A 19752-nucleotide genomic window follows, 5' to 3' on the forward strand; every position below is an offset into this window, starting at 1 on the left:
TGGCAATTTCACCCCCGACCTCTTTTATCGGATCACCTGAAATCCATCGCAGGGCATGCCGACCGTCTCCGCAGCGACCATCAGGTCCGCACGGCCGGTCCGCCGAGGCGCTCTGCCATCTCGCGGTGCAGGTCCTCAAAGCCTTGCTGGTACAGCTCGTTCGCCCCGCCCAGGAGCAGCAGCAGGTCGGCGTCGTGGCAGGCTGGTGCCGCGGCGGCGAGGTCGAGGAGGCGCTGGGTCGTCGTCATCGTCCAGGAGTATCCCTCCCGGGTGGGGGGAGCGAGGTGCGGTGGCGGGCTGCAGCCGTCGGACATCGGGCGCGGCCGTTGTCGAGGGCAGGCTTGGGTTTTTTTGCGGGGCTGCGCCGTCAGGGCCGCTCGCACCTGGAACTGCGGGGCGGGGACTGCGGGCCGTGGTCCGGGAGACAACGTCCGGGCCAACTCCGGATGTCTGTGTGTTCAACCTCGGCGTGCAGGTTGTGGCCTGTCTCGCGGCGACGGATCTTGTGCGCTGGCCGGTCGGAAACCAGCGGGTTCACAGGTTCTGGAGGCCGACTGGAGCGAACCTGCTGGTAGGAGGCGGTCGTTGAGCGGGTGGGCACTCGGGTTGAGTGCTGCTTCAATACCCCAGTGATCGAACTGGTGGGTCTACTCGTAGCATCCGGGCTGACGGCGTGGCTGTTTCGCCGGAAGGTGAAGCAGCGTGCAGACAAGGCCGCTCAAGGGAACGAGATTAAGGTTCCCTGCGTGCTCATGCATCCCGCGCTTGAAGGCCGGTGGCTGCGGGGCCGGATGGTGATTGGCCCCTCCACGATGGCGTGGGAGTCCCGCACTCGGGCCGGTTCGGCGGTATCACTTCCGGCAGGGGTGCGACGGGTCAGCCTGCGTTCGCCCTCGCTGCGCGAGGCAGTGAAGATCAACGGTGGGTCCGCGATCGTTGAGTGCGCCTCCTCCGAAGGCGCTGTTCTTATTGCCGTGATGCCCAATGAGTTGGACCACGTACTCACTGCCCTGAGCAGGAACGGAGTCCAGTAGGGGATGGGGTTGAGGATGCCCATGGTGACATCTTCGTCGGCCAGGCTGTTGTCAGTGGCGGCTAGCCTGCGGGTGTGATCGAGACGACCGGCGGCGACCGCCGCTTTCCGCCTGCCCTGGCCGCCGTCGCGCGGGTGGAGTTTGACTACGACGGCGGGGGCGTGGACTTCGAGCCCTACGACGCCTTCGACTCCGCCGAGGAGACCACCGACTGGATCCGTAACTGGACCGGCAACCACGAACTGGACGGCGACGCCTACCGGGTCTTCGGACAGGACGGCACCGGCGGCCTCGTCGCCCTGTTTTGTGTGCGCCCGGGCCGGCCTCTGGCCGAACAGCCCGTGGTGTTCCTGGGATCGGAGGGCGAGAGTGGCGTCGTGGCCGGAAATCTGTCCGACTTCTTGTGGCTGCTGGCCGAGGGCCTTGGCCCTATGGAGGTCGTCGAGTACGAGCAGTGCGAGGCGCGACCGAACCCGGCCCTGGCCGAACTCGCCGAGCGCCACGCCGCCACCGCGCGAAGACCCGCCCGGGACATCATCACAGAGGCACAGGCTGAGTTCCCGTCCTTCTCGGAGGGCCTGGACAAGCTCTGCCGCTGACGCGCTCCGCAGTGCCGCACCCGCACGTGCAGCGGGATTGCACCCTGAGTTGAGGCACCTGCCGTCGGAGGGCGACGTGAAGAGGCTCGTCCGGGTTCAGGACGAGGTCGAGCACGTCGGCTACGTCCTCGGGCAGACTTTCAGTCATGCCGCCACCGTAGCTGAACAGCAGTTTTGGGCTTCGACCAATTTCGTGTCCGTTGCCGGTACTGCAGCGTCTTCAGTGGTGCTCGGTGGACTGGACGGGCAGGGGCTCGCCGGTGCCGGGAAGGTTGGCTGCATGGTGGTGTCCCGGGCTGGGCGTCAGGCGAGGTTGAGGGCTTGCCGTGCCGTGCTGATGATCCGGTGGGCGTCTGCGCCGTAGGCGGCCGACTCTCGTAGCGTCTTCCAGGTGCGGAGGTAGGTTGCCACGCTGGCGTCGTCCTCGATCCACAGTTCGGAGTGCCAGGTCTCCACGATCACGCGTTCGTCGTCGTAGATCCAGAAGGCCGTGGCCGGTGGGATCTTGAGCGAGGCGCTGAGCGGGACGATCCCGAGTTCGACGGTGTCCAGCCCGACCGCTCCGGACAGCCGGTCGAGTTGTGCGGCCAGCACGGACGGCGGGCAGATGAGCGCCCGCAGAGCGGCTTCCCACAGGAGCAGGTGGAAGCGCTTGGCGGGGTCGTACAGCGCCTGTTGGCGCTGCATGCGGGACCGCACGGCCTGCTCCGTGTCCCGGGGGGACTGCTGGAGTTCGGCGTACCGGGTGAAGATCGACCGGGCGTAGTCGGGCGTCTGGAGGATGCCGAAGATCATGGAGGATTCCCAGCCACGGAACACGGAGGCGTCGGCGTGCGCGCTGAGGTGGGTGTCCTGCACGGCCGTGTGTCCCGAGGCCAACTGGCGTCGCCACGACCGGATATGGGACTCGAACCCGCGCAGCCGGGCGAGGAGTTCGCCGTAGGCGTTTGGCTGGCCGGTTGCGTCGGCCCACGCCCGCAGATCGTCGGGGGTGGCGGTCTGCTTGCCGTTCTCCAGCTTGCTGACTCTGGGCTGTGGCCAGTCGAGCCGCCGGGCGAGTTCGGTACCGGTGAGTCGTCCGTCCGGGGCCGACAGCCGCAGCTCACGCAGCCGCACCCCGAGCGCTTCACGCGCCTGCTGGAAGTCCGTGGTCACCGGTGCCGTCTCCCGCTTACTCGCTGGCGGCGAGCCTCGCCGCGAAATCCTCGTAGGGCACGGCGTAGTGCGTGGCCGCGTCGCGTGCCTGGACGTACCGGTTGACCTCTACCGGCTCCGTGATCAGCTCCACGTTCACCAGGTCGTCGGTGTCGTCGAAGTTGAGCCGGGCCACCAGCCGCGAATCGAAGATCCAGAAGTCCTCTTCGGGGAGCTGGAGCCGCTCGGCGTCCGCGCGGCTCAGCTGGCGGATGTCCTCGCCGACGGCGCTGTTGCGGCGGGCGTTGTCGAGCAGGTACAGCTGCCCCGGGGTGGGCGGGCTGTCGACAACGCGCACCCGCTCGAACCGCTTGCCGAGCGCGGTCTGTGCACGCCGCTCGGCACACCATTGGGCGTCCTTGCCCCTCCAGTCGACGGGCTCGCCCCGGGTGAACTGTGCGTAGGTGTCGGTGATCTCGTCGCAGGCGTACCGGCGGCGTGTCTCCAGCCGCCATGCCGTGTGCTCGAACTGTGTGAACAGCCGGTCAAACTCGTCCAGGCCGATGAGGTGCGGCACGCGTGTGACCTCCTTGGGGCCGAAGTCGACGAGCAGTTCGCGCGGGACCACGACGGGCACCTCGTCCTGTCCGAGGTGGCGCAGGCGCGCGATGTCGTCCGGGTCGGTGAGCGCCGGTCCGTGGATGATCACCTCACCGGTGTCGAGGTCCTCGTGGACGGCGGGGCAGCCGTTCACGCCGCTCCCGGTGCCGTTGAAGCGCAGGCGGCGAGCCATGATCAGTTCCTTTCGCCGGGTTTTCGATCAGCTTGCCGCCGGGGGTCCTGCCGCGGCCATGGCCTCCCTGTCGCGGCGTGCGAATTCTCGCGCATGAGTCGTAGCTACCCGAGAATAACTGCGCATATCTTCTCGCCCTCTCAACTCGTCGCCCGTGACGCTGAGTTCATGGTCACAGCGCAGCAAGAACCGGACACCATGGATGTCACGGCGGCCGTCGAGACTCTGCGGGAAGCACTGACGGCGGCGGGGATCGTGCTGCCGTCCCTGGGGGCGGACGCGGCTTCGCCCTCACTCCATCTGATCAACCTGGGACGGGTGCGCGCCGACGTCGCGCTCCGGCTCGCCGATGCCATCCGCCGGGGGTGCTCATGAGCGTGCCGACGACCGACGAGGAACGGACGCTGTCGGCCGAATGCATCTTGGGCCAGCGGCCGGGTTTGGAAGATCTGCACCGCCAGTGCAGGCAGATTGCAGACGTGCCGCTGCCGCATTCGAACGGACTGCTGCTGATCAAGCGATGCGGTTGTGGATGCCATCGCCCTGGCGGTGCGGCATGAGCGCGCCGGCCATGCATGTGTGCCGCGCCTGCCAAGAAGTGATCACCGATCCGGCGGACGCTGTTGCCGTGGCCCACGAGTTGGGCAACTCGGGCCCTGGCTGGACGGTGTGGGCCCATGCCGAGCACGCCGCCGACGTGGGGCTGATCGACCCGGATCTGTTGAGAATCATGCTCCGCATCTGGGCGGCAGAATCATGATCCACTGACGCGGCGCCAAACTTAGTCGGCCAAGCCCTGGCCGGGGCGGCCCACGGCCGGGGCGGGTGGCTGGTCAGCGGGTGGTGGTGACGGTGTGGTCGGCGTCCAGGCCAGTCGTGTCGGTGGTGTGGATGCTGGCGTGTGTCGCGCTGCCCGGGTCTGTGTCTGGTCGTCCGTGGTTGGTGGGGGCTGGCTCTGGCCTGCTGGGTGTTTGTGGGTGGTGGGGGTTGTTTCGGGTGTTGGCTCCGGCGTGGGCTTGGCGTTGGTGGGTGGTGGGGCCGTGCCAGTCGAGGCAGATGACGGTGGCGTCGTCCTGGAGCTTGCCGTCACAGGCGTCGGTGACGGCTGCGACCAGGGTGCGGACGACCTCGCGTGGGTGCTGGGTGGCGGTGGTGGTCATGAGGGCGGGCAGGTCGACGCTTCGCGCCCGGCGTTCTTGCATGCCGTCGGTGTAGAGGATGAGCCGGTCGCCGGGGTGCAGGTCGATGTCCTGTACCTGGTAGGGGCCCTGGCCTTCGCGAAGGGCAGGTCGGCGTGTGGTGGATTTCTTCGACAGTGCCGTCGTGGAGTCTCAGGGGGCGGGGGTGGCCGGCGTTGACGAGTTGTGCTGCGTTTCCGTCCAGGGCGATCCGCAGGAGCTGGCCGGTGGCCAGGACTCCGGGTTTGTGCTGGAGAAGGGAGTGGTGGGCGTGGTCGGCTTGTTCGGCGAGGGGGGCTGCGATGCGGCGGGCGCCTCTTGAGGCGTTGACGAGGATGGTGGCGATGAGTGCGGCGTTGAGGTCGTGGCCCATGGCGTCGGTCAGGGACAGGTGCAGGGTTTCGCGGTCCAGGGCGTAGTCGTAGGTGTCGCCGGCGACGCTTTCGGCGGGTACCAGGGCGCAGGCCAGGGTGAACTGGGCGGCTTCGCAGGAGGGGGCGGTGGGCAGGAGCTGGCGTTGGATCTCGGCGGGCAGGCTGACGGGGGCGGTGCGCTGGGCCCAGTGGTAGAGGTCGGTGAAGCGGCGGTCGGTGACCACGATGTAGGCGAGGGCGTGAGCCGCCTGTTCTACCTGCTGCAGCATGGCGTCGCTGACCTCACGGGTGTGGGGCAGGGAGAGTTCCAGGAAGCCGATGGCGTCACCGCGGTTGGTGACGGGGGCGATCACGCGATGCCCGTGCCCGTGCGCGTCGTCCGGGGCGCGGACCAGTTTCTGGGTGCGCAGGACCTGGTCGTAGAGGCTGCCGGTGAGCCGGATCTGCTCGGTGCTGCGCCCGTGCAGGGTGGTGGCGTCCTCTGTCACCCGCACCACGCGCTGGCCGAGCAGGTCGAGGAAGAGGAAGGACACGTACCGGGCGCCGAACCGCTCGCGCAGGTCGCGCGCCACCACGTCCAGGGAGTCCACCGGCGCCGCTGCCTCGGCCGCCGCCAGCACTTCCCCCAGGACCACCCGCTCGCACGCCACGGCAGCCTCCTCGAAAGATCCAGAATCTTCACTTTCCCGCGATGACCGCAGGGATTCCAGCCCTTCGCACCGCGGCCACGCCGATGCCGAGCCGGGTGACAGCCGTAACCCCCGGATCCAGCCCGGACCAAAATCACGGCATGACCTCTTCTGCGTGCACCGGACGGACGATTGCGACGTCGGTGCTAGCGCGACCAGCGGCGGGCCTCAAGGAGACTCGGCCGTTCTCGCCGATCCTCAATTTGTCTTTTAGCCCGCTGCGTCCTGTGGTTCGAGGTCAGGGTGTCGGTAGCCGGTGATACCTGTAGGGCGTGGGAGATGCGATAGCTCTCCTGCGTGAAGTCTTCCGGCAGAGGTCTGGCACTGCCCTTTGGGCTGGGAGGCGCTTCGGGCATGGGAGCGCAGGCCTGGACGTCGGTGCCGAGCGCTTCGCGCGCGGTGGGCGGCAGTTGTGCGATCCCGGCGGAGAACCGGCGGGCCGGAATGCGCAGACGAGCCGGTCCCAGGGCGCGGCGCAGCGTTCGAAGAAGGCGAAGGTGCGTAGTACTGCATGGCGCGGAAGTCGTGTGCGTCGGTGAGCAAGCCGGTGGTGGCGGCGACTTCGCGGCGCAGGACGTGCTGCAGGGTGAGGCGGTCGGCGGACACCGGGCCTCCCTCGGCGCACGGCCAGTACTCGGAGGGCTGGTGCGTGTGGGTCACGTGCGTGCCTTTCTCGTGGGTAGGTGAAGGAGTCCGTGTTGGTCGACCGGCGGGAGCGGTCCGTGCGTGCTGGCCGGTTTGCTGGGGGCATGAGGTGGTGGTCCACCATCGTTCGTCCTGGGCATCGGGAGGGGCGGGCCTCCCGTGCATCCGTGGACTCCGGTGGGCGGTGAGGTCGGTGCGGTGTATGTGCGTGCCTGTAAGGCCGCCTGCGAGCGGGGCTGCTGTTCTCTGTTGAGCTGCGCAGGCTTGGGGCCGTCGGTGGGGCGGCCGGGGGAGGGCGGTACGACGGCCGGTGATCTCGCGTAGCCGCGTCGCGTCGGTGGGTGTGTCGGCGTACGGGAATGTCTGGCTGGGCTTGGGGCCGAGGGTCCTGGCGGCAACGTGACGGATGAGGCGGCGTTCCTTTGCTTCGCTCTGCAGAGATGGTGGCGAGCGTCTCGTACTCGGAGCTGTCGCCGTCCGCGCCGGTTGTTCTCGACGGTCACCGTGACCGGTACCGGCGTCAGTCATCGGACCGGCGGGGGATTTGCCTCGCCGGTAACTGCCCTCTGCAGTAGAAAAGCGCAGTTGAGAGGCGCCTTGCAATGCATGGCATCTACACCTACTGTGCATTGCATGGAACCTGGCAAGACATTGAGCCAGCTTCGCAAGGGGGTCCTCGAGTACTGCGTGTTGTCTCTGCTGCGTGACGGCCCGCGTTACGGCACGGAGCTCCTGGGTGAGCTGGCGGACACGGGCGCACTGGCGACGAGCCAGGGCACGGTGTATCCGCTGCTGACACGGCTGCGCCGCGAGGAACTGGTGGTGACCGACTGGAGCGAGTCGCCCAGTGGCCCGCCGCGGCGTTACTACGCGCTGACGGACAAGGGCCGCACCGCGCTAGCGGAGTTCGCCCTTGTATGGGCGGACTTCACCCAGGCGGTCGACCGTCTCATTACCCCTGATCAGCATGCCGACCGGAGAGAACAGTGAAGACCACCGCCACCCGCCCCGAGATACGACGCTACCTGGCCGCTGTCGATCGTGCCGCCTGCGCGCTGCCCGCCGGCCGCCGCAGGGAGCTGCTGGCCGACCTCTCCGAGCATGTCGAGGTTGCCTTGGCCGAACGGCCCGGCGAACTCGACGAGATCCTTGCCGAACTCGGCGACCCCCAGGACATCGCCGCCACCGCGGTACGGGAGGACGCCGAATGCGACGACCCCGAGGAGCGAGGGGGTAACCCGCGCACTGTCCTGGCGCTTCTCGCGGCGAGCTCGGTGCTGGGTCTGCTCACGGTGGCGCCGCACGGCGATGCGCTGCACTTCCCGGTCCTGGTCCTCACAGGACTTGGGTTCGTGACGCTGGCCCTGTCGGCCTGGTGGACCACCGCGCGCAAGTGGATCACCGTCGCGTGGTTCATCCTGCCGAACCTGTTCCTGCGCGTCATCGACCAGGCCTTCGCGCTCGGCCACCCGGCACAGTTCGCCATGTCCTGTATCTCGGTGGCCGTCCGGGCCGGGGTCCTGGTCTGGCTGTGGCGCCACCGTGTTGCCCCCGACGGCCCTGGCCGCATCGCCCTGCGCCTTCCCCGCTGGGCCCGCATCCTGCTGTGGAGCCTGCTGGCCCTCTTCCTGGTCTTCGAAGCGTTCATGTGGTTTTCGGCCTTTGCCCTCACCGACAGCCTCTCCTCGGTGAAGGAAGGGACCCTGAATCCCTGACCAGACAGGTCACGGGAAGACGGCTATGTGGCAGGGCCATGCCGCGAACGGCGCGGCCCTGCACTGCCGGTACTCCAGTGGCAAGGTGTTGCCTGAGCCCGGTCGACGGTGCGGTCGTCGCGGTCTCGTCCGGCAGCGCCGTGCATTGTCAGGCGGTCGGGGCGGCGGTCGTCGGGCTGGGACAGGCGCAGGGTGCGGCCGTCGCCGTCGCCGTCGATGATGAGCCGTCCCGAACCGCTGTGGTGGTCGATCTGCTGTGCCGCTCGGGGCGTGGCGTTCAAGGCGATGGGCGACGGTTGTCCGGACTGCGGCTTGGTGGCGTGGGGTGGCGATATTCCGGGTGGCTGTGACGGAAGAGGTTCGTGCACACTGCGCGGATGGGTGGTGACGGTTCCTGGTGGCTGCGGGAGAAGGCTCTGCGGCATGTGGCGGCCCTGTCGGTCGGGCGCCCACTCGATTCGCGGCTGCGGTTGACGATGAACTTCCATCCCGACCGTTTGGTGGGCGGGCGTCCGGTCCTTCTCAGGATGGCGGAAGACGGCGTCTATCGTTCGCAGTTCGTGACCGGCACCAGCAACGGCGGTCTGAGTGCGTATCGGGGTGGGGACCGGTGGCGCTGGGAGAGCCGTATCTTCGGTGGTGCGTATGACTGCGCCGCAGCTGTCGAGCGGCCGGTCTACGGGGCGCTGAATTACCGGCACGCGTCCATCGGCGGGGCGCCTCGGTTTGGCTCCTCGTACTTCAGGCTCGCCGCCCACACCCTTGAGCGTGCGACGTTCTGCTACCCGGACAGCTCGACGGGACCTTCGGCGTTCGGTGTCGCGGGCTGGTTTGCTCTGATCGACCTGGCCGAGGCCGACGCGCTGGACGCCTTGGACGGTCACATCGAGGCACAGATCCACGGGACCGTCAGGCTTGACCGTGATGTGGAGGCACTTGTCCTGGATCCCAGTTATCGCGGGACAGTCGTAGAAGCCGATGCCCGCCGGCTTGGGTGCCCTGTCGAGTGGCACCCTGGCTACCACCTGACCGTGGAGCATCTGCGGCGCCACCCGGACTACCGCGGACAGGAGTACGTCGACCTGGGCGCCGAGCTCGCGGCCAACGGCAGCATCGATCCGCGCATTCTCGGCGAGGCGGCCTCCTGCGGCCGTTACGACCCGCAGGACCTCAAGAAGGTCTGGCACTGCCTGGCGCGCTTCGGCGCGCCAGGCAGTGCGAGCAGTGAAACCTCGGGCCTGGTCGCCACCTGCTGCTTTTCGGAAGCGGGACGTCGGTGAACGCCGCGTTGGCCTTCGTGGGACATCACTGCGGCCTGGTGATCACGGGCCTGCCGGGGTCGGTGGGACCGCCCCGTCTGGTGCTGTTGCCGCGTTCCAGAGCGCGGTCGAGGGCAACGCGCTTCTCCTTGGAGGCTGACGTGGAGTCCTTGGACTTCGCCGCGCCAGCCATTCGTCCGTGCTTGTGCGATGCGCTCGGCGAGGTCGCGGATGATCTCGGCCAGCCGGGGCTGCTGCCTGGGGGAAACCCGTAGCATCGGGCAGCGCAGGCACGAGTGCTCATGCTGGCACGGGCTTGCGTAGGGCCGTGCGCAGTCGCGGAGCGGCGGTGGGTGTGGGTCACGTACGTGCCTTTCTCGTGGAGCAAGGGGCGGGCTGCTCGTGTCCGGTCGACAGGCGGGAGCGGTCGGCGCGCGCTGGCCAGTTGCCGGGGAGGTCATGAGGTGGTGGTCCACCATCGTTCGTCCTGGGCATCGGGAGGGGCGGGTCTCCCGTGCATCCCGTCGGCATTAATAATAGTGTTAATTAGTGAGCGTGGAACCCGCCCCTGACCTGCGCTTCTTACCCCCCCGTGACGTCGGGGCGAATGCGGCCAGCATGGCAATCAGGGTGCTGGGGCTCCTTGATGTTTCGGCCTGTACCCCCTCGCCGGAGGCGCCGGCGAGCACGGTGACGCTGTCGACCTGGACGGGGCCGTGCTGGCCGGGCGGCCTGGTGTCGTGCTGCCAGATGATCCGGGTGCGCCGGTAATACTCCTCGATGCGGGCTCCGGGGAGGGCGCCGGCCGCGGCTTCGGCGGCGGCGCAGCGGGCCCTCTCCCCGGCCTGCTGGCGGGCGGTCAGTTCGGCGGCCTGCTGCGCGGCCTTGGCGGCCAACGGGTACAGCCGCCGGGTGAATTGGCGGGCCACGTGCCGGGCGCTGCGGGCAGTGACCCCGATCGGCGGTGCGATCGTCCTGGTCTTGCCCGGCAGGTCGGCGTGGATTGTCAGGCGGTCGGGGTGGCTGTCGTCGGGTTGGGGCAGGCGCAGGGCGCGGCCGTCGCCGTCGACGAGCCGTCCCAAACCGCGCTGGTGGTCGGTGAGTTCGGCATCCTGACGGTGACCGAGCAGGGGTTGTTCACCCCGCCGCGACGGTAACCTCGGTCGCTTACATCGGGCATCAGCTCGCAGTTCGTCCTGCGAGCAGGTCCTGGAGCGACTGGGACTGGAGCTGCAGGGGCGGAGCCATGTCGCCGAAGGACTTGCTGAACGCTTGCGGCGACCGCTCCAGTTCCATGAGCACGTGCTCTGCTGCGTCGTTGCCGGCAAGGTGTGGTGCCAGGGCCGCGCTGACTCGAACGCCTGCATGCGGGTCAGCCAGCCAAGGGCGCGTGTCGCCGCCGAGGTGACCGATGGCGATCACGATCGTCGCCAGGTCGTACGAGGAATCGGCGGCCAGGGCCAGCGACGTCAACTGTTCCAGCAGCTCCGAACGTTGCACGGAGGCCGTAGGATGCCGCGCCAGTGTCCCGACCGCTGCGGCGGCACATGTCCTGCGCCTGGCACGTTCCGATGCGAGGTACGGCAGTGTTTGCTGCAGCAGCACGGGAACCACATCGAAGCAGGCGAGCGCCGCCTGATCGAGGACGAGTTCACCCAGTCCTGTGCCGTCCTGCCACATTCGGGCCCGGCCATCCTCATCGGTCGACAGGTACTCGACCGTCCAAGCCCGCAGCTCCGGCGCGCGGTCCTGGACCCGAGCACGGATCTTCGTCGCCTGGTCGCCGAGGTCGGCGGCGGCGCCGACCGCGTACAGATAGGCCAGCATGGCATCGGGCAGCGAGGGATCGTCGAGCCCCAGCAGCGGGTTGTTCAGGAGCTCGGCGACAAGCATCGCAGTGGGCGCCGTCGCAGGCCATGCCTTGCCCTCGCGGCGAAGCGTCGCCGACCACAGGTGCGAGTACCCGTCGACAGAGGCCCGTGCATCCTTGCCGAGGAGAGCTGCCAGGTGTCGTGGCGTGTCGCTGGCAGGTCCCGCGACATGGAACAAGCCGGACCAGTCCACGTCGTGCGTTCGGTCACCCACAACACGGATCGTGCCACAACACTTCAGGTGCTCACGGACCGGACTCACTCCGGATGATCGGTGGACATGTTCGCCCGACCCGGCACGCTCACTCCTCACGCGAATACCTGTCCCACCCCCCTGACACCGGACGGAAGGCCCTTCGGCCTCCTCGCCGAGGTCACCCAGGTCCTGGTTGAGGGGGTATGCACGTCACCGGTGTGTGAGCAGCGGGGTGGTTGCCCGCGATCATCGGTGCCCGCCACCGGCCACCCCTGTCTCGGTGTCCGATCCGCGAGGATCGGCTCGATCCGCGTCCGTTGCGGTCAGCCAATGGCACCCAGAGCAACGGTCAGGAGATCAGGGGGAGGGGTTATGCGCCGGCCACGCCATTGGCTGGGCAAGCCGTTTTCCACCAGTCGATGATGTGGGCGGCCATGGTGTCTGGCCGCAGGCCCAGAGGGTCGAGTCCGAAGTGGTCTTCCAGCTCGTGCCGCAGGAACACACTGATCTCATTGGGGCCGGCACCGGAACACAGCCGCTGGAGCAGGGGAGCGAGCATGCAGTCGTACTCATCCTGCACATCGTCAGCGACGCCGAGGGGATCCCACTCGTTGAGCAGACGCCGCAGGTCATCCTCGGTGGAGGTCTTCCAGGGTCTCATCTGCCCAGACTGCCACCCACGATCGACCAGTTCAGCACCCTGCCCCTGATCAGTGTTGGTGCAGTAGCCGTCTGCTGTGATGGCGGGCTTCTCACGCATGCGTGGTCCTCGGTGGGTCAGTGGGGGTGGTGGAGGGTGGGGGCGTGGCAGACGCTGATCGGTGCGGCGTCGTCTGGCGGGAGTGGTGTGAGGGTGTGGTGGAGGTCGGTGGGGTTGATGGGGTGGAGCCATCCGTCGTGTATGTCCCATCCGCATGCGCGTTGGTCGGTGTTGGCGGTGGTGGTGGCGATGAGGACGGCGTCAGCGATGGTGCTGTTTTCCAGGGCGAAGGTGAGCAGTACGAAGAACCGCACGTACTGTTCGGCGGAGTTCTCCACGCGGCAGGTGCCCGGCTGGATGGACACCGTCAGGTCGGCGTTCATCTCTGTGCCGTCCGTGCGCTCGGCTGAGAGAGCGAGTTCATGCTCGCCGTCACCCAGGGCGGTGAGCAGTACGGTCAGGGCGTGCAGGGCGTGGCCCATGGCGGAGGTGGTGGCGGCGTTGTTGGGCCGGGGAGGCTGCGGCTCAGTCATGTGGGTTCTCCTCGTCGGAGTCGGGGAGCTGGAGGAGGGCGGGGGCGGGGTGGACCTCGTGTTCTACGGCCATGGCGTCGGGGCAGGGAACGGCGGCGGCCTGGAGGCCGTTGGTGTCCAGGGGGTGCAGCCATCCGTCTCGTACAGCCCAGCCGCGCGTGCGGGGGCGGGGCTGGCTGGCTGTGGTCGCGATCAGGAGGGCGCTGCGTATGGTGCTGGCCTCCAGTGCGAACACCAGCAGCATGCGGAAGGCGCAGAACGCGTCTTCGCTCAGGACGGCCAGGCGTAGCGGCTGTATGCCGATGGAGAGGTCGGTTCGGCCTGTGACGAAGGCGTGGTCGGTCCGCTCGGCGACCAGGGTCAGCGTGTGTTCACCGTCGCCGAGTGCCTGGAACACGGCGGTCCGGGCGGTGAGGGTGCGGTTCATGGCGGCCTTGATGGCGGCGTCACCGGGGTAGGCGAGCTCGGGGCGTGCGGGCATGAGGGCTCCTCGTGAGGCGGGGCGGTGGGTGACGGAGGCTGGTGTGGGCGTCAATGGGTACGGGTCTGCGCGCGGTTGGCTCTGCTGACGCGTCGTGCTGTCGCTGTGCGGCAGGGGCCGGGCGGGCGCGCGGTTCGCGCTCTTGGGCCCGGTGGGGCCCGTGCGGGCCGGGGGTGGGGGGAGTTGCCCGGCCCGCACGGGGGTCTGTCAGCCGTGAGCGTTTCCAGGGCGGCTGCCTGTGGGGGTGTGTTGCGGATGTAGAGGTGTCCGGTCTCGCGATCCCGGGCGTGCACGGGGCGTTGTCGGTGTTGTGCAGATGGACCGGTCACCCTCAGGAAGCCGGGCAGTCCGGCCCCCCTCACACACGCAGGTTGCTCAGTACCTCGTCCGCGGGTGCAGGGATCGCAATGGCAGTCGTGGGCTGGGGTGTTGGGTAGTGCTGGCGGGGTTCGAACCCGCGACCTCAGGACTTATAAGATCCGCGCTCTGCCAACTGAGCTACAGCACTTCGGTGTTCGGTTGTGGGGTGGGTGTCGATGCCTGCTGACGGGGGGTGGGTGTCCGGTTTTGCGAGGGAGCGGGCTGTCAGGGGCGGTGGGTGGCGTGCGCCGGACCTGCGGCGCGCCGCTGCGTGCGGTTGTCGATGCCTGCTGACGGGGGCGGTGGGTGTCCGGTTTCGTGAGGGAGCCGGTTGTCAGGGGCGGTGGGTGGCGTGCGCCGGTTTCGCGGCGGACCGCTGCGTGGGCAGACACCCTCGTTGCGCGCGCTGCTTCGCCGGTGCGTCGTGTGGGGCTGCGGTTACGCGGCAGGGGGCGGGGCGGGTGCGCTCTGCGCTCCCTGCGGGGTGGGGCCGCGCGCTCCGAGCTCCGAGTTCTGCATTGCGGGCTCTGCGTTACGAGCCCGCCGTCCGCGTTCCGGGCTCTGCGTTCTGTGTTCTGTGTTGTGGGGGTGGGTTGGGCCCGTGCGGGCCGGTCCAGGGGGTGCCTGGCCCGCACGGGGGTCTGTCAGCCGTGTGTGGCGGCGGTGGTGAGGGCGGGTATGGCGAGGGCTTCGAGGGTGGCGGCGTGGTCGGCGTCGGTGAGGGTCTGTGCGGTGGAGGTGATGGCCTGCATGACGCCTCCGGCGGTCATCTGTCCGCCCCGGATGAAGTGGGCGAGGATGCGGTCCTTGGTCTCGGTGGCGATGCTGAGCGACTTGGTCACGTGCTCGATGGTCTTTGTCGGCTCGTCCAGTGTCTTCCCGGCGGCGGCTTCCATCTCGTTCACCTTGGTCTCGATGTACTGGCGTGACAGGAAGGTGGTTACGGCGTCGGCGGTCTTGGAGGTGATCAGCTCCAGCGTCTTGCGCTGGGTCTGCCCGGACCAGTTCACGACGCCTTCGTCCTGCTTGCCGCCGAGGTGGACGGCGCGCATGACGTCCTGGGTCTGGGTCAGGCCGTTGCTGCATACCTGGATGACGGCGCGTGGGGTGATGGTGTAGGCCCCGGCGCCGACTTCGCTGTTGGTGATGACGAACCCGGCCGAGATCATGGGGAGTTCGTCACCGCTGCGCCCGTCGAAGGGGGAGCGGTAGCCGCGCAGCAGGTTGCGGGCCTGGACGGCGACGGCTTCGGATTCGACGCGCACGTACATGCGCCGGTCGCTCAGATCACACCCTGTGATGCGGGTGGGGTGCCCGGACTGCTTCACCCCGTCCAGGGCGGCGAGCAGCATGTCGAGGTTGTCCATCAGCTTGTAGCTGTCGGACAGCAGCGCCCGGGCCACTCCCTCACCGGGCATAGCGCCGCTGTCGGCGCTGCGGAACGCGCGGAGCATGAAACGGCGCTCCGGACCCTCACGAAGCCACGCGTTGACGTTCTCGTCCAGCAGCGGGACGTTCTCCGCCCGCATCCGGCGCAGGTAGGCCAGCGGAATGCGGAGCTTGTCCGAGATCCCTTCATCGGCGACGGCGGTGGGCCGGTAGATGCCGTCGACCCGTGTGACGCCGCTGGCCGTGATCTGGGACTCGACGCCCTCGACGTGCACGTTGCCCTCGTGCATGCGCAGCGCGGAGGCGGGCGCGATGACGTCCAGCTTTCGGTCCTCGCCGTCTTCCAGGATGCGGACCAGGTCGGTCAGGTCGGCGTTGCGGGCGCCGGTGGGGGCGGTGTTCGTGGCGCGCTGGGCGAACTGCTGAGTCATGTGGTGTTCCCCTTCGCTGTCGGTTGCTGCGGGGGCGGAGCCGCCGCCCCCGGACCCGAACAAAATAAATAATAGTGTGGTCTAGTGGGGTGTGAACCCCCCTCTGAACTGGGGTGGCTTGGGTGCGGCTGATGCTGAACGGCCGGTTCGAAGCGGGCCTGCTCGCAGGCGGGGGCTTCGGCTCACTGTTCGCGAGCGCGGTCAAGAGGGGCGGTGGGCGTTACTGACGGGTGGCCCGCGGCCTGCCGGCCGCATCACGTGGGCGGGCGGCACCTCAGGGTGGCAGCACTCTGCCGTCCGGCACCCGCCGCCCGGCACCCGCCGCCCGGCACCCGCCGCAGGGGTGCAGGGCCGGCGGCCCGGGGCAGCGGCTGGGGGTGTCCGGCGTCCGGGGCCGCGCCCTGCGGGGGAGGGGGGTGCAGGGCGCGGCGGTTCGGTGTGGGCTGTTACGTGGACTGCGGGGCGGTGGTGCCGGGCTGGGCCGTGAGGGCTTCCTGGATCAGGGCGTCCAGGGCCTTGTCGACGCGCCGCCGGGCCCTGGGGCCCAAGTGGCAGCAGCTTTCCTCATTGATCCGGTCGAAGACTGCGGTGCGGGCCCGGCTGGGCGGGGTGACGCCGGGTATGACTCCGGCCTCGATCGCCCGCTGCCGGAAGTCGTCCCAGACGGTGCACCAGTCCTTCTCGTCCGCCAGATCATCCAGTTCGCCGACCGTGGCGGGCAGGGCGGTGAGCACATGCCGTGCCTGCTCCTGGTGTCCGTCGCAGTTCTCGGCGATCCACTTCACCAGCGGATCGCCGGACGCCTTCAGGGCGTCCCAGGCGGCCTGGCGTGCCTCGTCGCACGCAGCCTGCGCCGAGTCGGCCTCCGCGTTGAAGGCGAGAGCCTGGCGCAGTGCGTCCTCGCCGTATCCCAAGCGCCCCGGATACTTCTCCTCCGCCGCCTCAACGGCTGCGTCCCGCGCTGCACGGGCTGCGTCCACGCTCTCGGTGTACTTCCTTACCTCCGGCAGCATGCGCCGGGTTTCCTGTGCTCCCACTGGTCGTTCCCCCTTCGGCGTTGGCTTGGGCGGGGCCGGGGGGAGCGGAGGCACCGCACCCCCCGACAAACACAATAATAGTGTGTTTCAGGGGTGAGTGAACCCACCCCTGACCAGCACACTCAGCCCGTCACCCGGAACACCGGCAACGGCGTCAGACTCACCCGCCGCGCACCCGTGATCACCGTCACGGGCGCCACACCCCGCATCTCACACAGGTCATAGCGCAACTCCGGCTCCCCACCGAACGGATCAGCATGCACATGGATCGCCTGTACCCAGTACTCGCCGTGCTGCTGGGTCACACTGCCGTGATAGTCGACCTTCTGCCACAACACCGGATCGGCGAACTGTGAAGTGACCTGCACCGCCCGCAGTCCCGCGAGCACACGCGTGACGCTCTCCCCGTCGACCGGGACACCCTCCACAGTCGGGGCGGTGTGCCCGGTGCGCACACCCATCGCCCACCCCAGCACGAAGAACGGCACCGCCACGTCCAACTGCTCCTGAGACACCCCCAACGCATCAGGGGCACTCACGGTGCGCGCCAACTCCCGCAGCGCGTAAGCAGCCTGCTCGCCCTCCGCCTGCGTCACCGGCTCACCGGCACGGCTCATCGTCTGCACCTCTTCCATGATCCCTCCAGCCGGGCACCCGAGGACTGACCGCCCCGGGCCCCACCCCGATCGGGGAGCGGCACACCCGTTGCGCCGCTCCGACTTCTCCCTAACGGCCGAGAACGGCCACGATGTCTTCCGCCCAGTGGTAGTGCTCGAAGAACGCGAGAGGCACCAGCGCGAACACCCCGGCCCACAGGTAGTCATCAGCCTTGGCCCAAGCGCGGTACGCCGCATGGCCGACGCTCCTGCGCCACGTGATCTCCACCGTGATCTCGCACCCGAAAACACTGGGGTGGAATTCACGGTGAATCCGGCCCAACTTCCCACCCGGACGCGACACATGCACATGACGCATCCCGTCGCCGCGCTCAGCGATCCTCTCGAACTTCCACGACTGCCCGGTGTCTGCACCCGTCTGCACCCGAAGAGTGCGGCCCGCCTGTATTTCCTCGCCGGTCACACACGAAACAAGCTTCATGATCAGTTCCCCTCTTTTCCGACCACGCGGTGTGCGGCCCCCGAAAGGAAACAGCAGAAGTCTTCTGCTGCCGCCCCGCAGAGGCTTTCAGCGGACTAGTTCAAAAACCCGCGAGAGCTCAGGAACTCAGCCGTAATGTGCGCGACTCCCTGCGGCTTGTAGATCTGCGGGAAACGCCGCATCTCCACTTCGGTGCGCCCGGTCTCGTCCGGCTCGGGGAGCTCGTGAACGAGCCGGTAAGGCCCGTCACCCGACGGCATTTCCAGCACGACCGGTCCGACCTTGGTGTTGAACCGAATCCCGGTGTAGTGCGCATCAGAGTTGTGCACGATCGTCGCCCCCGCCCGCTGGCAGGCCAGAGGCAGGAAGTTCGCGACCGTGCGGGCCTGAATGGCCAGAGTGTTCATCGGAGCGCCGGAGCCGCCGCGCACCCGCCGGACGATTCCGTCAGAGATCTTGATCTCCACGTTGTCCCCTTCGTAGGTCCCTTGCGGTCCCCGGGGGTCACCTTTCCCCAGGACTTCAAATAATAGTGTTAGTACTGCATGATCGGTACCCCTGTTGCGCTACGGGTTGCGGTAGAGGTTGCGCCAGGATGTTGCGCTAGAGGTTGCGCTAGGAGTTGCGCAGCCCCCCCGGCCGGCCCCCACACCACCCCAGGTCAACCAACCAATCAAGCCCGGTACACCTGCTGACATCCCCCTCTGCACACCCCCACGCCCCCACAAGAACAAGAAGGAAAAGGGGAAGGGCGGGGACGGGCGGGGCGAGCCTCGGGGGATCGGGGCGCCGTCCTCTCCCTGTTGCGCGTCGGCTGCGCCTCCGCGCCAAGCGCCGGACAGCGGGCGCGATCAAGAGCACGCACCATCCCTGTGACGGGAAGCTGTCACCTACGATGGAGACGCCTCACAGTGAGAGGCACTGCTGGCGGGGAGTTCCGGAACGGGTTTGCCGACCCCCCGGATCTGCCGTTCCCCGTCAGCAGGCAATCCCATCCACAAATAAGACGAGCAGCGTGGTGGCGCAGCAGAATACGGAGCACCGGAAAAGAGGCGCGGCGCCACCTATTTCCTGCCCCCACTTCCCTGAATTCTTTGCGCGCGGTCTGCTCCGCAGACGCGTCGCGCCGCCGCTACGCGGCGGATACCCGGGCTGCTCCGCGCCCGGACAGGCTTGGCGGTGGCATCGCTACGCGATGCACGAGGTAGGGGCGGCCCGCTGATGCGGGCCGCCCCTACCTCGCTTCTCTGCGACGCTCCGCGTCGAACGTGGGTGGGGGTGCTGGGGTCCCTCAACCAGCGCCCCACCCATCCCTGCCCCGCGTCCGGCGGTTCACGGGGCAGGGTGCGGGCCAGGTCGCCATCCCGACCCGCTCACGGGGCAGTTACAGGACGGTGTAGGCGACCGGCGGATAGACCGCCTCGGTCTCGTCGTCTTCGTCGCTGTCGTGCAGCCCGAACGCGTCCACGAACAGCGCCGGTTCACGCTCACCGATCAGCTCGGCAGCCTCCGACGCGGTGCACTCGCTGAGCGCGCAGTAGGCCAGGTGCCAGGCCCGGATGACATACGCCGCACCCTCCGCCTCCGGCGCGGGGGAGCGCAGGTACAGCGTGCCGTACGACAACGGCTGCGCCAGCCCGACCATCAGCAAGAACGCCATGTTGTCCAGGTACTTCTCCTCGGCGCCCACGAGGTCGTCCAGGCCGCCGTCACCCTCCACGGTGATACGGAGCGCCGCAGCCAGGGGCTTCTCCTCGCCGTCCATGGTCACGCCCAGCCGCACCACGTGCTCACCCGGCGCCAGACGGCCCATCAGACGGGCCAGCACCGCATAGGCGTCTTCACGGGCCTCCGCGATCCGCGCCGGAGAAATCGGCTTCAACTTCGCCATTTCTGGGTTCCTTTCGATCACAGTGAGAGATTTCCACCCGGTGAGGTTGCCGCCTTACCAAGTAGCCTCATTATATTTCCCGAACAGGCCCGTAAGAATAGGGGGTTGAAGTATTCTCGAAAAACAAGCCAGACCCTATCGATCACTCAATAAACAGAATGTTCCCAGCGCCCATAAAGCGCAAGGTAGTTCGCTTCACTCCGCTACGCAGCGGCGGCGGGGGTAGTGAATCAGGCCAGAATCAATCGATTGGTGTTGTGTGGTGTTTTGTCGGTGGGGTTTTTGTTGTTGGGGTGTCAGTGGCAGACCGGGTTGTTTGGGCTGGTCAGTGCCTGATGGGGGCTG

Annotated in this window: 21 protein-coding genes, 1 tRNA gene and 1 pseudogene; 7 read left to right on the forward strand and 16 right to left on the reverse strand. The window is 68.1% G+C overall.

Features of this window, described 5'->3' with window-relative positions:
- Positions 1-80 precede the first annotated feature (80 nt).
- On the reverse strand, positions 81-248 hold the full coding sequence (locus tag ACIHIX_RS46885) for a hypothetical protein (protein ID WP_399966800.1): 168 nt from the start codon (positions 246-248) through the stop codon (positions 81-83).
- Between the two features lie 860 nt (positions 249-1108).
- On the opposite strand from ACIHIX_RS46885, the gene ACIHIX_RS46890 reads away from it, so the two are divergent.
- Positions 1109-1633: an SMI1/KNR4 family protein gene (locus ACIHIX_RS46890; RefSeq protein ID WP_399966801.1), complete on the forward strand. Its 525-nt coding sequence runs from the start codon at positions 1109-1111 to the stop codon at positions 1631-1633.
- A gap of 303 nt (positions 1634-1936) precedes the next feature.
- Here ACIHIX_RS46890 and ACIHIX_RS46895 read toward each other — a convergent pair whose 3' ends face one another.
- Complete coding sequence (locus ACIHIX_RS46895; protein ID WP_399966802.1) at positions 1937-2788, reverse strand: helix-turn-helix domain-containing protein; 852 nt, start codon at positions 2786-2788, stop codon at positions 1937-1939.
- Between the two features lie 16 nt (positions 2789-2804).
- Complete coding sequence (locus ACIHIX_RS46900) at positions 2805-3560, reverse strand: DUF6879 family protein (protein ID WP_399966803.1); 756 nt, start codon at positions 3558-3560, stop codon at positions 2805-2807.
- Positions 3561-3728: 168 nt separating this feature from the next.
- Here ACIHIX_RS46900 and ACIHIX_RS46905 point away from each other — a divergent pair, with 168 nt between their 5' ends.
- Genes ACIHIX_RS46905 through ACIHIX_RS46915 form a run of 3 tightly spaced genes read left to right on the forward strand, consistent with a single transcriptional unit; the run spans position 3729 to position 4320 of the window.
- Positions 3729-3935, forward strand: coding sequence for a hypothetical protein (locus tag ACIHIX_RS46905; RefSeq protein ID WP_399966804.1), 207 nt, complete (start codon positions 3729-3731; stop codon positions 3933-3935).
- Entirely contained in the window at positions 3932-4120 is a 189-nt protein-coding gene (locus ACIHIX_RS46910; protein WP_399966805.1) for a hypothetical protein, read from the forward strand. Before ACIHIX_RS46905 ends, ACIHIX_RS46910 begins: the two co-directional genes overlap by 4 nt.
- Positions 4117-4320 (forward strand): hypothetical protein, encoded by a 204-nt coding sequence (locus tag ACIHIX_RS46915; RefSeq protein ID WP_399966806.1) that lies wholly within the window; start codon positions 4117-4119, stop codon positions 4318-4320. Before ACIHIX_RS46910 ends, ACIHIX_RS46915 begins: the two co-directional genes overlap by 4 nt.
- 235 nt (positions 4321-4555) lie before the next feature.
- On the opposite strand, the pseudogene ACIHIX_RS46920 reads toward ACIHIX_RS46915, so the two are convergent.
- Positions 4556-5762 (reverse strand): annotated as a pseudogene (locus tag ACIHIX_RS46920) (PP2C family protein-serine/threonine phosphatase); the annotation flags it as partial.
- 1317 nt (positions 5763-7079) lie between these two features.
- Here ACIHIX_RS46920 and ACIHIX_RS46925 point away from each other — a divergent pair.
- The 3 genes from ACIHIX_RS46925 to ACIHIX_RS46935 all read left to right on the forward strand — a co-directional run bounded on the left by ACIHIX_RS46925 (position 7080) and on the right by ACIHIX_RS46935 (position 9441).
- Positions 7080-7436: a PadR family transcriptional regulator gene (locus tag ACIHIX_RS46925; RefSeq protein WP_399966807.1), complete on the forward strand. Its 357-nt coding sequence runs from the start codon at positions 7080-7082 to the stop codon at positions 7434-7436.
- Positions 7433-8161 carry a DUF1700 domain-containing protein gene (locus tag ACIHIX_RS46930; RefSeq protein WP_399966808.1) on the forward strand — a complete coding sequence of 243 codons (729 nt, stop codon included), beginning with the start codon at positions 7433-7435 and terminating at the stop codon, positions 8159-8161. The genes ACIHIX_RS46925 and ACIHIX_RS46930 overlap by 4 nt, the downstream gene beginning before the upstream one ends.
- Before the next feature lie 377 nt (positions 8162-8538).
- On the forward strand, positions 8539-9441 hold the full coding sequence (locus ACIHIX_RS46935; RefSeq protein WP_399966809.1) for a DUF3626 domain-containing protein: 903 nt from the start codon (positions 8539-8541) through the stop codon (positions 9439-9441).
- Between the two features lie 521 nt (positions 9442-9962).
- On the opposite strand, the gene ACIHIX_RS46940 is transcribed toward ACIHIX_RS46935, so the two are convergent.
- The 12 genes from ACIHIX_RS46940 to ACIHIX_RS46995 form a co-directional block, all read right to left on the reverse strand.
- Positions 9963-10502, reverse strand: coding sequence for a hypothetical protein (locus tag ACIHIX_RS46940; protein ID WP_399966810.1), 540 nt, complete (start codon positions 10500-10502; stop codon positions 9963-9965).
- A gap of 97 nt (positions 10503-10599) precedes the next feature.
- Positions 10600-11505, reverse strand: a complete 906-nt coding sequence (locus ACIHIX_RS46945) for a hypothetical protein (RefSeq protein ID WP_399966811.1) — start codon at positions 11503-11505, stop codon at positions 10600-10602.
- A 352-nt stretch (positions 11506-11857) separates the two neighbouring features.
- Entirely contained in the window at positions 11858-12247 is a 390-nt protein-coding gene (locus ACIHIX_RS46950; RefSeq protein ID WP_399966812.1) for a hypothetical protein, read from the reverse strand.
- A 17-nt stretch (positions 12248-12264) separates the two neighbouring features.
- Entirely contained in the window at positions 12265-12720 is a 456-nt protein-coding gene (locus ACIHIX_RS46955; RefSeq protein WP_399966813.1) for a hypothetical protein, read from the reverse strand.
- On the reverse strand, positions 12713-13201 hold the full coding sequence (locus ACIHIX_RS46960; protein WP_399966814.1) for a hypothetical protein: 489 nt from the start codon (positions 13199-13201) through the stop codon (positions 12713-12715). Before ACIHIX_RS46960 ends, ACIHIX_RS46955 begins: the two co-directional genes overlap by 8 nt.
- 434 nt (positions 13202-13635) lie before the next feature.
- Positions 13636-13709, reverse strand: a tRNA-Ile gene (locus tag ACIHIX_RS46965).
- 496 nt (positions 13710-14205) lie between these two features.
- Complete coding sequence (locus ACIHIX_RS46970) at positions 14206-15381, reverse strand: DUF932 domain-containing protein (RefSeq protein ID WP_399966815.1); 1176 nt, start codon at positions 15379-15381, stop codon at positions 14206-14208.
- Between the two features lie 446 nt (positions 15382-15827).
- Positions 15828-16361: a hypothetical protein gene (locus ACIHIX_RS46975; RefSeq protein ID WP_399966816.1), complete on the reverse strand. Its 534-nt coding sequence runs from the start codon at positions 16359-16361 to the stop codon at positions 15828-15830.
- Positions 16362-16540: 179 nt separating this feature from the next.
- Positions 16541-17053 (reverse strand): hypothetical protein, encoded by a 513-nt coding sequence (locus ACIHIX_RS46980; RefSeq protein WP_399966817.1) that lies wholly within the window; start codon positions 17051-17053, stop codon positions 16541-16543.
- Between the two features lie 91 nt (positions 17054-17144).
- Positions 17145-17516, reverse strand: a complete 372-nt coding sequence (locus tag ACIHIX_RS46985) for a hypothetical protein (protein ID WP_399966818.1) — start codon at positions 17514-17516, stop codon at positions 17145-17147.
- Between the two features lie 95 nt (positions 17517-17611).
- A complete protein-coding gene (locus tag ACIHIX_RS46990) occupies positions 17612-17983 on the reverse strand; it encodes a hypothetical protein (protein ID WP_399966819.1) in 372 nt (123 codons plus the stop codon).
- 917 nt (positions 17984-18900) lie between these two features.
- Positions 18901-19407 (reverse strand): hypothetical protein, encoded by a 507-nt coding sequence (locus ACIHIX_RS46995; protein WP_399966820.1) that lies wholly within the window; start codon positions 19405-19407, stop codon positions 18901-18903.
- Between the last annotated feature and the right edge of the window lie 345 nt (positions 19408-19752).

Source organism: Streptomyces sp. NPDC051913 (assembly GCF_044593635.1).
Lineage (GTDB): Bacteria > Actinomycetota > Actinomycetes > Streptomycetales > Streptomycetaceae > Streptomyces.

Excerpts from the sequence above, each read along its gene's own strand:
- ACIHIX_RS46980 (WP_399966817.1), bottom strand. The coding sequence starts at position 17,053 with ATGGAAGAGGTGCAGACGATGAGCCGTGCCGGTGAGCCGGTGACGCAG.
- ACIHIX_RS46910 (WP_399966805.1), top strand. The coding sequence starts at position 3,932 with ATGAGCGTGCCGACGACCGACGAGGAACGGACGCTGTCGGCCGAATGC.
- ACIHIX_RS46905 (WP_399966804.1), top strand. The coding sequence starts at position 3,729 with ATGGTCACAGCGCAGCAAGAACCGGACACCATGGATGTCACGGCGGCC.
- ACIHIX_RS46935 (WP_399966809.1), top strand. The coding sequence starts at position 8,539 with ATGGGTGGTGACGGTTCCTGGTGGCTGCGGGAGAAGGCTCTGCGGCAT.
- ACIHIX_RS46885 (WP_399966800.1), bottom strand. The coding sequence starts at position 248 with ATGACGACGACCCAGCGCCTCCTCGACCTCGCCGCCGCGGCACCAGCC.
- ACIHIX_RS46900 (WP_399966803.1), bottom strand. The coding sequence starts at position 3,560 with ATGGCTCGCCGCCTGCGCTTCAACGGCACCGGGAGCGGCGTGAACGGC.
- ACIHIX_RS46995 (WP_399966820.1), bottom strand. The coding sequence starts at position 19,407 with ATGGCGAAGTTGAAGCCGATTTCTCCGGCGCGGATCGCGGAGGCCCGT.
- ACIHIX_RS46915 (WP_399966806.1), top strand. The coding sequence starts at position 4,117 with ATGAGCGCGCCGGCCATGCATGTGTGCCGCGCCTGCCAAGAAGTGATC.
- ACIHIX_RS46925 (WP_399966807.1), top strand. The coding sequence starts at position 7,080 with ATGGAACCTGGCAAGACATTGAGCCAGCTTCGCAAGGGGGTCCTCGAG.
- ACIHIX_RS46955 (WP_399966813.1), bottom strand. The coding sequence starts at position 12,720 with ATGACTGAGCCGCAGCCTCCCCGGCCCAACAACGCCGCCACCACCTCC.
- ACIHIX_RS46960 (WP_399966814.1), bottom strand. The coding sequence starts at position 13,201 with ATGCCCGCACGCCCCGAGCTCGCCTACCCCGGTGACGCCGCCATCAAG.
- ACIHIX_RS46970 (WP_399966815.1), bottom strand. The coding sequence starts at position 15,381 with ATGACTCAGCAGTTCGCCCAGCGCGCCACGAACACCGCCCCCACCGGC.
- ACIHIX_RS46985 (WP_399966818.1), bottom strand. The coding sequence starts at position 17,516 with ATGAAGCTTGTTTCGTGTGTGACCGGCGAGGAAATACAGGCGGGCCGC.
- ACIHIX_RS46950 (WP_399966812.1), bottom strand. The coding sequence starts at position 12,247 with ATGCGTGAGAAGCCCGCCATCACAGCAGACGGCTACTGCACCAACACT.